At 46.0% G+C, this 8,847-nt stretch carries 8 protein-coding genes and 1 pseudogene; 5 read left to right on the top strand and 4 right to left on the bottom strand.

Features of this window, described 5'->3' with window-relative positions; all coding sequences use genetic code 11:
* Positions 1-332 precede the first annotated feature (332 nt).
* Both mobB and mobA read right to left on the bottom strand, forming a co-directional pair.
* Positions 333-842: a molybdopterin-guanine dinucleotide biosynthesis protein MobB gene (gene mobB / locus LC084_RS23260; protein ID WP_264193595.1), complete on the bottom strand. Its 510-nt coding sequence runs from the start codon at positions 840-842 to the stop codon at positions 333-335.
* Positions 828-1,391 (bottom strand): annotated as a pseudogene (gene mobA / locus LC084_RS23255) (molybdenum cofactor guanylyltransferase MobA); the annotation flags it as partial. The gene mobB and the pseudogene mobA, both read right to left, overlap by 15 nt.
* A gap of 79 nt (positions 1,392-1,470) precedes the next feature.
* On the opposite strand from mobA, the gene LC084_RS20960 reads away from it, so the two are divergent.
* The 3 genes from LC084_RS20960 to dsbA all read left to right on the top strand — a co-directional run bounded on the left by LC084_RS20960 (position 1,471) and on the right by dsbA (position 3,456).
* Complete coding sequence (locus LC084_RS20960; RefSeq protein WP_226573713.1) at positions 1,471-1,740, top strand: YihD family protein; 270 nt, start codon at positions 1,471-1,473, stop codon at positions 1,738-1,740.
* A 77-nt stretch (positions 1,741-1,817) separates the two neighbouring features.
* Positions 1,818-2,804, top strand: coding sequence for a serine/threonine protein kinase (locus tag LC084_RS20955; RefSeq protein WP_226573711.1), 987 nt, complete (start codon positions 1,818-1,820; stop codon positions 2,802-2,804).
* 28 nt (positions 2,805-2,832) lie between these two features.
* Positions 2,833-3,456, top strand: a complete 624-nt coding sequence (gene dsbA / locus LC084_RS20950) for a thiol:disulfide interchange protein DsbA (protein WP_226573709.1) — start codon at positions 2,833-2,835, stop codon at positions 3,454-3,456.
* Positions 3,457-3,512: 56 nt separating this feature from the next.
* Here dsbA and LC084_RS20945 read toward each other — a convergent pair whose 3' ends face one another.
* Positions 3,513-4,478 carry an acyltransferase gene (locus LC084_RS20945; protein ID WP_226573706.1) on the bottom strand — a complete coding sequence of 322 codons (966 nt, stop codon included), beginning with the start codon at positions 4,476-4,478 and terminating at the stop codon, positions 3,513-3,515.
* Positions 4,479-4,898: 420 nt separating this feature from the next.
* Here LC084_RS20945 and polA point away from each other — a divergent pair, with 420 nt between their 5' ends.
* Both polA and LC084_RS23425 read left to right on the top strand, forming a co-directional pair.
* The gene (gene polA, locus LC084_RS20940; RefSeq protein WP_226573703.1) at positions 4,899-7,682 is read left to right on the top strand and encodes a DNA polymerase I; all 2,784 of its coding nucleotides are present in this window, start codon (positions 4,899-4,901) and stop codon (positions 7,680-7,682) included.
* Positions 7,683-7,845: 163 nt separating this feature from the next.
* A complete protein-coding gene (locus tag LC084_RS23425) occupies positions 7,846-7,893 on the top strand; it encodes a spot 42 RNA, inhibition of DNA synthesis (protein ID WP_071892919.1) in 48 nt (15 codons plus the stop codon).
* 89 nt (positions 7,894-7,982) lie between these two features.
* Here the strand turns inward: LC084_RS23425 and yihA are convergent, their stop codons facing one another.
* Complete coding sequence (gene yihA / locus LC084_RS20935; protein WP_226573700.1) at positions 7,983-8,630, bottom strand: ribosome biogenesis GTP-binding protein YihA/YsxC; 648 nt, start codon at positions 8,628-8,630, stop codon at positions 7,983-7,985.
* Positions 8,631-8,847 lie beyond the last annotated feature (217 nt).

Here is an 8,847-nt window from a genome sequence, read left to right as displayed (position 1 = left end):
GGTAGTGTGGGGTCTCCCCATGCGAGAGTAGGGAACTGCCAGGCTTCAATTAAGAAGAACCCTCAGCGAAAGCTGGGGGTTTTTTGCATTCAGGCATCAGCAAAAGGCTGTTCACAGCCTGACAGAAAGCAGGACAGCGCAGGTCGCAGCGCGCTGAACGTACGTGGCAATGAGCCGAAGGGTGTGTCAAACCGGCCTGTTCTGCCACAGTGCCACGCCGGGGAACACCTCCCGTCAGGTTATTCCTGTCACCGTGCCATAACTACAGGGCTTCGCGCTGACAGAGACGGTACATCCATAAACCAGTATTATCCCGCAAGAACCACTGAAACCTATTGCTGCATCCACCTGATAATAAACTGCACAACTGTTGCGGGATCATTGATATCTAACTGAGGAACTGCAACCTCTAATGGAGTATCAGTGGCAATGGCAATCACATATTCATCAATTTCCAGTTTGTGGCCTGCTATTGCCCGATATAAAAGAATTTTAGGTACTGGCTCATGTTTGAAGCCTTCTGCCAAAATCAGATCAACCATCTCTGGGTCCAGTTTTTTTGCCAGGCTGAACAAGTCGACATCAGGGTAATCAGGCGTCTCAGTCATCAGTGCCCAACGTTGCGCCGATGCGACAATCGTTTGTAGAGCGCCTGCTTTTCTTAGTTCATAGCTGTCTTTCCCTGGTGTATCCACATCCATGTCATGGTGAGTGTGTTTAATTAACCCGGGGCGGATGCCAGCATCTCTCAGTAGCGGGATTACTTTTTTTAGTAGAGTTGTTTTCCCTGTACCACTTTTCGCTGCAAAACACAGAAGAGGAGGTGTTTGCCAGCGGGCCAGATCTTCGGGAGTATTCACATTCGCGAATGCGTTATGGCTGTTGGCAAATTCAACAGAATGCCCACCAGCCAGGCGGAAAAAGGCCAGTACGCGGCGTTCTCCCTGTAAAAGATATTGGCGCATTTTCCCGGACAAGGAATGATGCACCAGTGCCACGCCAGGGTGATCCCGTTCACCGTCATTCACCCAGACAACACGGGCGTTTCCCCGCTTATCCAGGAGGCGGCTCACGAGATCTGTGGGAATATTTGGCGTGTCGCAGGGGCAAAACAAGAACCACTCTGCCTGGCATGTTTCCATGACTGCAAGCATTCCAGCCAGTGGGCCCGGATAGTCAGCAATCGTATCCTGGATCACTGGCAGATGACTTGCCTGGTAAATATCCAGATTACGGTTGGCATTGATAACGACACTATCTACTTGTGACTGTAATTTATTGGCAACATGTTGCCAAAGCGCATACCCCTTCAGAAGCAATAATCCTTTATCTTTCCCTCCCATTCGTGTCGCTTTACCACCTGCTAACACAGCTCCAGTTATCCCGGTAATATGGCTCACTGAATATCGCCTCTTTTAATGTGGGTTTTAGCCTGCTACCGTATTCAGGTGAAGACAAAGGAGCACAATCATGAAATGTAAACGCCTTAATGAAGTGATCGAATTGCTTCAGCCAGCCTGGCAGAAAGACCCTGATCTTAATTTACTTCAATTCTTACAAAAACTGGCAGATGAGTCAGGTTTTAAAGGGGCGTTGGTTGATCTTACTGATGATATTCTTATCTACCATCTCAAAATGCGCGACAGTGCGAAAGACGCCACCATTCCGGGTTTACAGAAAGACTACGAAGAAGATTTTAAAACCGCACTGTTGAAAGCTCGAGGGATAATTAAAGAGTAAAAGGTTGTAAGGCACATCGTTAGTATTGGTCTTTCAGTGTTATTCTGTAGGCTTCATGTCCTGAACCCATGACCAGAATGACCGACAACGCTTTTAATTTTCAGACATTAAACCCGGATATCATCATGGATGCCTTGTTTGATTGTGGCATCCGGGTTGATTCCGGGTTAACTGCGCTTAATAGTTACGAGAACCGCGTTTACCAGTTTATGGATGAAGACCGTAAGCGGTATGTCGTAAAATTCTATCGTCCTCACCGTTGGTCGGATGAACAAATTAACGAAGAACATCTGTTTACGCTATCCCTACAAGACGAAGGGATACCGGTAGTTGCGCCGGTACTTTTTTCCGGGCAAAGCCTGATGAAACATGAAGGTTTTCGTTATGCTGTTTTCCCCAGTGCCGGTGGGCGCCAGTATGAAAATGATAATCCTGATCAAATGGAAAGTGTTGGGCATTATTTAGGCCGCATCCATCAGATTGGGCGTAAAGCCCCTTTTGCCTATCGTCCTGCCTTTGATTTGCATACCTGGCTTGCTGAGCCTTTTGAACAATATCTTCAGGCCTCATTAATCCCTGCATCACTCAAAGATACATTTCTTTCTGCTGTACGTGACTTATCTGATGCGGTTACCGCACGCTGGTTTACCGATTTCACGGCTATTCGCTTACATGGTGATTGCCACCCTGGGAATATATTGTGGCGTGACGGGCCGGTATTTGTTGATTTTGATGATGCCCGTAGTGGCCCAGCCATTCAGGATCTCTGGATGTTGCTGAACGGTGAGCGCTCTGAACAACGCTTGCAATTAGAAATGATTGTTGAGGCGTATGAAGCGTTTTGTACATTTGATTCACGAGAATTAGCACTAATTGAGCCTTTGCGTGCTATGCGCATGATTTACTACTTGGCCTGGCAATTGAAACGCTGGGACGATCCTGCATTCCCCCGTAGTTTTCCCTGGCTTCAGGAAGAAGACTTCTGGCGGAGACAAACTGCTGTGTTTATCGAGCAGAAGAAGGTTCTTCAGGAACCACCCTTACAATTAACGCCAATGTATTGATGATTAAGTTTTATTTGGGAGAACTTGTATGAAAAAGATTTGGCTTGCGCTGGCGGGTATGATCCTGGCGTTTAGTGCATCTGCTGCGCAATATTCGGATGGCCAACAGTACATTACACTGAAAACCCCGGTTCAAGGCGAGCCTGAAGTTCTGGAGTTTTTCTCATTTTACTGCCCGCATTGCTATGAATTTGAGCATGTGCTACACGTTTCTGATGCAGTGAAAAAGAATCTGCCGGAAGGCGTTAAAATGACCAAATACCACGTTGATTTTCTTGGGCCACTGGGCAAACAATTAACTCAGGCGTGGGCTGTTGCAATGGCGTTAGGTGTGGAAGATAAAATCAGTGACCGCATGTTTGATGCCGTGCAGAAAACTCAGACAGTACAAACTGTGGCCGATATTCGCCAGGTCTTTATTGATGCAGGCGTGAAACCGGAAGAGTATGACGCAGCATGGAATAGCTTTGTAGTTAAATCCCTGGTTGCACAGCAGGAAAAAGCGGCTGCTGACCTGCAGTTGCAGGGGGTGCCCGCCATGTATGTTAATGGTCAGTACATGCTGAGACCACAGGGAATGGATACCTCTAATATGGAAGCTTTTGTTCAACAGTATGCTGATACTGTGAACTACCTGGTTAAACAGAAATAACTAATCTATTGAGTATAAAAAACGCCGACTTATGCTCGGCGTTTTTTATTACATTTTCAGGATTCGTTACTGATATTTATCTCTGGCGAATCATCCTGCGGGTACTGCCTTTCCGGTCCAAAACCTTTTGTTTTATAGAGCTCGTCAAGCTGTTGGTCTTTTTTAAGCCACAAGTCGTTTAACCAGCGCTGAAAATAACGTTTAAAGCTTTTATCATTAACATAATCACCATGGAGTGATTCTGTCTCATTCACTGATACTAAATTTATACGAACCACAATACGTGTCATCTTCCCACTTAACATATCCCGGAACGGTTTAGCTCTGTTTTCTGGGTAGCACAATGTGACATTGAGTAGTTTATCGAACTGTTCGCCCAGTACATTTAATGCCATAGCAACTCCGGCTGCTTTGGGTGGCAGTAAGTGTTGATAAGGGGAACGTAATGTATGCTGTTTTTCTTCGGTAAAGCGCGAGCCTTCCACAAAGTTGACAATTGTTGTGGGGTGAGACCGAAACTTCTCGCATGAGCGGCGTGTTGTTTCCACATCCTTGCCCCTCTGTTCCGGATGGCGAAGTAAATAACTCCGCGAATAACGGCGCATAAAGGGCATATCCAACGCCCAACAGGCCAGCCCCAAAAAAGGCACCCATGCCAACTGTTGTTTAAGAAAATATTTTGTTACCGGAATATGTCGCCGAAAAAGTACGCATAACACGACTATATCTGCCCAGCTTTGATGGTTACAAATTAACAGATACCAGTTCTGTTTACTCAACCCTTCCAGCCCTTCAGTATCCCACTTCAAAAAAGGATTTAGCCGCAGCAAAACCGCCAGACTGGTGCACCAGCCTTGCATACAGGCATTACAAAACAAAGATATTGCTCGCCAGACACCAGGAACTGGTAATAACAGTTTTATCAGCCCGGCACAGATAATAGGAACAGAGAAAAAGACCGTAACCAGCACAGTCAGAAAGATGCTTAACAATAATACGATTGTGGCGAACAATCTTGACATAATCTCTTTTCAATTAATGAATGGGTATAGCCTGAAGCCTGTGCGACAGGGCGGTGATTTTAACAGAAATAGAGCAAGGGCGTTATCCATGACGGGGGATAACATGCATTGATTACGTGAAAAATCATTAGCAGAATATCTTGACTAACGCTTTTTATATCCACATTACAGCTATATTACCAAGCGGTAAAATACGCCAAAGAGATATATTTAATATAATGATTTTAAATGAATTTTTGTTGTTACCCACTATGGGGTATACCATTTTTTGCAAAATAATACACAAAGTTATCCACAGGTCGATCCGCGAGCCTTGCCGCATGATCTGTGTTAATTCGTGATAAAAATAGGGTGAAAAGTTCATGTTAACTGCGGTGTATGGCATCCTTGAGTCTTAAACTGTAACCAGGCAAAAAGACTATGGCTCAGATCGCTGACAATCCGCTTATCCTCGTTGATGGATCTTCCTACCTTTATCGCGCGTACCATGCGTTCCCTCCTCTGACTAACAGTGCAGGAGAGCCGACAGGCGCGATGTATGGCGTACTCAATATGCTGCGTAGCTTGCTGCTGCAGTTTAATCCCTCTCATGCAGCGGTCGTGTTTGATGCTAAAGGCAAAACCTTTCGCGATGAGCTTTTTGAAAATTACAAATCACACCGCCCACCAATGCCGGATGATCTACGGGTTCAAATTGCACCATTGCATGAAATGGTGCGGGCTATGGGTTTACCGCTTCTGGTTGTTCCGGGCGTTGAGGCCGACGATGTTATAGGCACCCTGGCAAAGCAGGCAAATGATGCTGGCCAACCCGTACTGATTAGTACCGGTGATAAAGATATGGCGCAGTTGGTCACCCCTGGTGTAACACTGATTAATACCATGACCAACACGGTTCTTGGCCCGGAAGAAGTTCAACAAAAATATGGCGTACCCCCCGAGCTGATTATCGATTTTCTGGCATTAATGGGGGATTCCTCAGATAACATCCCTGGTGTTCCTGGCGTAGGTGAGAAAACCGCTCAGGCACTTTTACAAGGGCTTGGTGGCCTTAGCACACTGTATGATAACCCAGAAAAAATTGCCGGCTTGTCGTTTCGTGGTTCGAAGACCATGGCCGATAAACTGGAAAACAACAAAGAAATGGCCTGGCTTTCATACAAACTGGCAACCATCAAGACGGATGTTGAGCTGGAATTAGCTTACAACGAGCTGGATGTAAAACCCCCAGAGAACGATGCATTACTGTCTCTGTTCAGCCAGTACGAGTTTAAGCGTTGGATCAGTGATGTTGAAAATGGAAAATGGCTTAAAGCAAAAGGCGCTAAACCTGTTCAGGCGGTAAGCAACACTCAGGCTGAGCCAGTTGAAGAAGAGGCTGCTCCTGTGTTGTCGCGGGATAATTACGTCACGGTACAGGATGAAGCAACCTTACTGACATGGATAGATAAAATCCAGGCAGCACCGCTTGTGGCATTTGATACCGAAACGGATAGCCTGGATAACATTCTGGCAAATTTAGTGGGGTTGTCCTTTGCGACAGAGCCTGGGCAGGCAATTTATATTCCTGTTGCACATGATTACCTGGATGCGCCAGAACAAATATCGCGGGAACGTGCTCTTGAATTACTGCGCCCCATACTAGAAAGCGATGATGTCCGTAAGGTAGGGCAGAATCTCAAGTTTGACCGTGGAATTTTGCAAAACTACGGCATTGAACTGGCGGGTGTTGAGTTTGATACCATGCTGGAGTCATATATTCTGGACAGTGTGGCCGGGCGTCACGATATGGACAGTCTCTCCTCTCGCTGGCTCAACCATAAAACGATTACCTTTGAAGAAATTGCCGGTAAAGGGAAAAAACAGCTCACATTCAATCAAATAGATATTGAAACGGCTGGTCCCTATGCAGCAGAAGATGCCGATGTAACTTTGCAGCTACATTTAAAAATGTGGCCAAAGCTTCAGCAGCTTGAAGGGCCGTTGAATGTATTTCGCGAGATAGAAATGCCGCTGATGCCAGTGCTGTCACGGATTGAACGTAATGGCGTTAAAATCGACCCGGCTGTGTTGCATCATCACTCTGGTGAATTGACCACCCGTCTGGCAGAGCTTGAGGTAAAAGCACATGAACTGGCGGGCGAACCTTTTAATCTCTCTTCACCGAAACAACTACAGACCATCCTGTTTGAAAAACAAGGCATTAAGCCACTGAAGAAAACCCCTGGTGGTGCCCCCTCAACTTCAGAAGAAGTGCTGGAAGAATTAGCACTGGATTACCCGCTGCCAAAAGTGATTTTAGAATACCGAGGCCTTGCAAAACTGAAATCAACCTATACCGATAAACTCCCGTTAATGATTAACCCCAAAACTGGGCGAGTGCACACCTCATATCACCAGGCGGTGACAGCAACGGGGCGTTTATCTTCCACCGATCCGAATCTGCAAAATATCCCGGTTCGTAACGATGAGGGCCGGCGTATTCGCCAGGCATTTATTGCCCCAGATGATTACGTCATTGTTTCAGCAGACTATTCGCAAATTGAGTTGCGTATTATGGCGCACCTTTCTCAGGATGCGGGGTTACTGGCGGCATTTGCCGAAGGGAAAGATATTCACCGGGCAACAGCCGCAGAAGTGTTTGGTCTTTCTTTAGATGAAGTGACAACGGAACAGCGGCGGAGCGCTAAAGCAATCAATTTTGGCCTGATTTATGGGATGAGTGCATTTGGGCTTTCACGCCAACTGAATATCCCCCGTAAAGAAGCGCAGCGTTATATGGACCTTTACTTCGAACGCTATCCGGGAGTTCTGCACTATATGGAGCGGACCAGGGTACAGGCAAAAGAGCAAGGGTATGTTGAAACACTGGAAGGGCGACGCCTCTACCTGCCAGATATTAAATCCAGTAATGCGGCTCGTCGTGCTGGTGCTGAGCGTGCTGCTATCAACGCACCAATGCAAGGTACAGCTGCAGATATCATCAAGAAAGCGATGATTGCTGTTGATGGCTGGTTACAGGCAGAACAGCCGCCCGTAAAAATGATCATGCAAGTCCACGATGAGCTGGTGTTTGAAGTACACAAAGACAGCCTTGATCTGGTTGCGAAGAAAGTGCATGAATTGATGGAAAATTGTATGAAACTCGATGTGCCGTTGCTGGTAGAAGTCGGTAGTGGTTCCAATTGGGATAAAGCGCATTAAGCGCTCATTAAATGTCCATTTTTTGTAAGTAAACAACATAAAACCTAGTGTTTTGTGATGATCATTAGAAATCCCTATGTAAAGGGTGAAAAAAAACTACAAAAAATGCTTTTTTAACAGCCAGAAAAAGAGTAGAGTTAAAGACGTAGGGTACAGAGGTAAGATGTTCTATCTTTCAGACCTTTTACTTCACGTAATCGGATTTGGCTGAATATTTTAGCCGCCCCAGTCATTAGTGACTGGGGCGTTTTTTATTGGGCGAAAAAAAACCGATACAACAATATTGTACCGGCTCTGTGTTTATTCCCTGTCTTCAGGAGCGGGATCTGGTTGCTCTTCCACCGGCTCAAGCTCACTGAACCAGCTGTCCAGCTTCTGGCGTAATTTATCTACCCCAAGTTTCTTCAGGGATGAGAATGCTTCCACCTGAACATCACCATTAAACGCAAGTGCGGCTTCACGTACCATATTCAACTGGCTTTTACGGGCGCCACTTGCCAGTTTATCGGCTTTAGTGAGCAGAACCAGCACCGGAATGTTACTGTCAACCGCCCACGTGATCATTTGCTGATCAAGGTCTTTCAGTGGATGGCGAATATCCATTAAAACCACCAGGCCCTGTAAGCACTGGCGTTTTTGTAAATACTCACCCAATGCACGCTGCCACTTACGCTTCATTTCTTCTGGTACTTCGGCATAACCATAACCCGGCAAGTCAACCAGGCGTTTACCCTCAACAACTTCAAACAGGTTAATAAGCTGAGTACGCCCTGGCGTTTTACTGGTACGGGCAAGGCTCTTTTGATTGGTCAGGGTATTCAGTGCGCTGGATTTTCCTGCATTGGAGCGCCCCGCAAACGCGACTTCAATACCTGCATCACCAGGAAGGTGCCGGATATCCGGTGCGCTGGTGACAAAGTGCGTTAATTGATAATTCCAGTTAGTCAAAACGGTTCTCTCCGCTGGATAAATTTGCCGTGATTATACCTGAACCAGTGCCAAAGGCGGATTTTCTGTGATATTTCCCGTTATAGCGAATTTTACATATTGAAAATGTAAGACATTTGCCATTGTTTGAGCACGACATTGGCACTTTGTTATTTGCGACTATTTAATAATAATTATTAAAAACAGTGTGTTGTGATTATGGATATATCTGAAATAG

It is taken from the genome of Mangrovibacter yixingensis, from assembly GCF_020523985.1.
Taxonomy (GTDB): domain Bacteria; phylum Pseudomonadota; class Gammaproteobacteria; order Enterobacterales; family Enterobacteriaceae; genus Mangrovibacter; species Mangrovibacter yixingensis.
The sequence above is the reverse complement of the archived record's forward strand: the minus strand, read 5'-3'. Positions and strand labels throughout refer to the sequence as shown.

Coding starts and splice junctions, on each gene's coding strand:
- dsbA (WP_226573709.1), top strand. CDS start 2,833: ATGAAAAAGATTTGGCTTGCGCTGGCGGGTATGATCCTGGCGTTTAGT.
- LC084_RS20955 (WP_226573711.1), top strand. CDS start 1,818: ATGACCGACAACGCTTTTAATTTTCAGACATTAAACCCGGATATCATC.
- LC084_RS20960 (WP_226573713.1), top strand. CDS start 1,471: ATGAAATGTAAACGCCTTAATGAAGTGATCGAATTGCTTCAGCCAGCC.
- polA (WP_226573703.1), top strand. CDS start 4,899: ATGGCTCAGATCGCTGACAATCCGCTTATCCTCGTTGATGGATCTTCC.
- LC084_RS20945 (WP_226573706.1), bottom strand. CDS start 4,478: ATGTCAAGATTGTTCGCCACAATCGTATTATTGTTAAGCATCTTTCTG.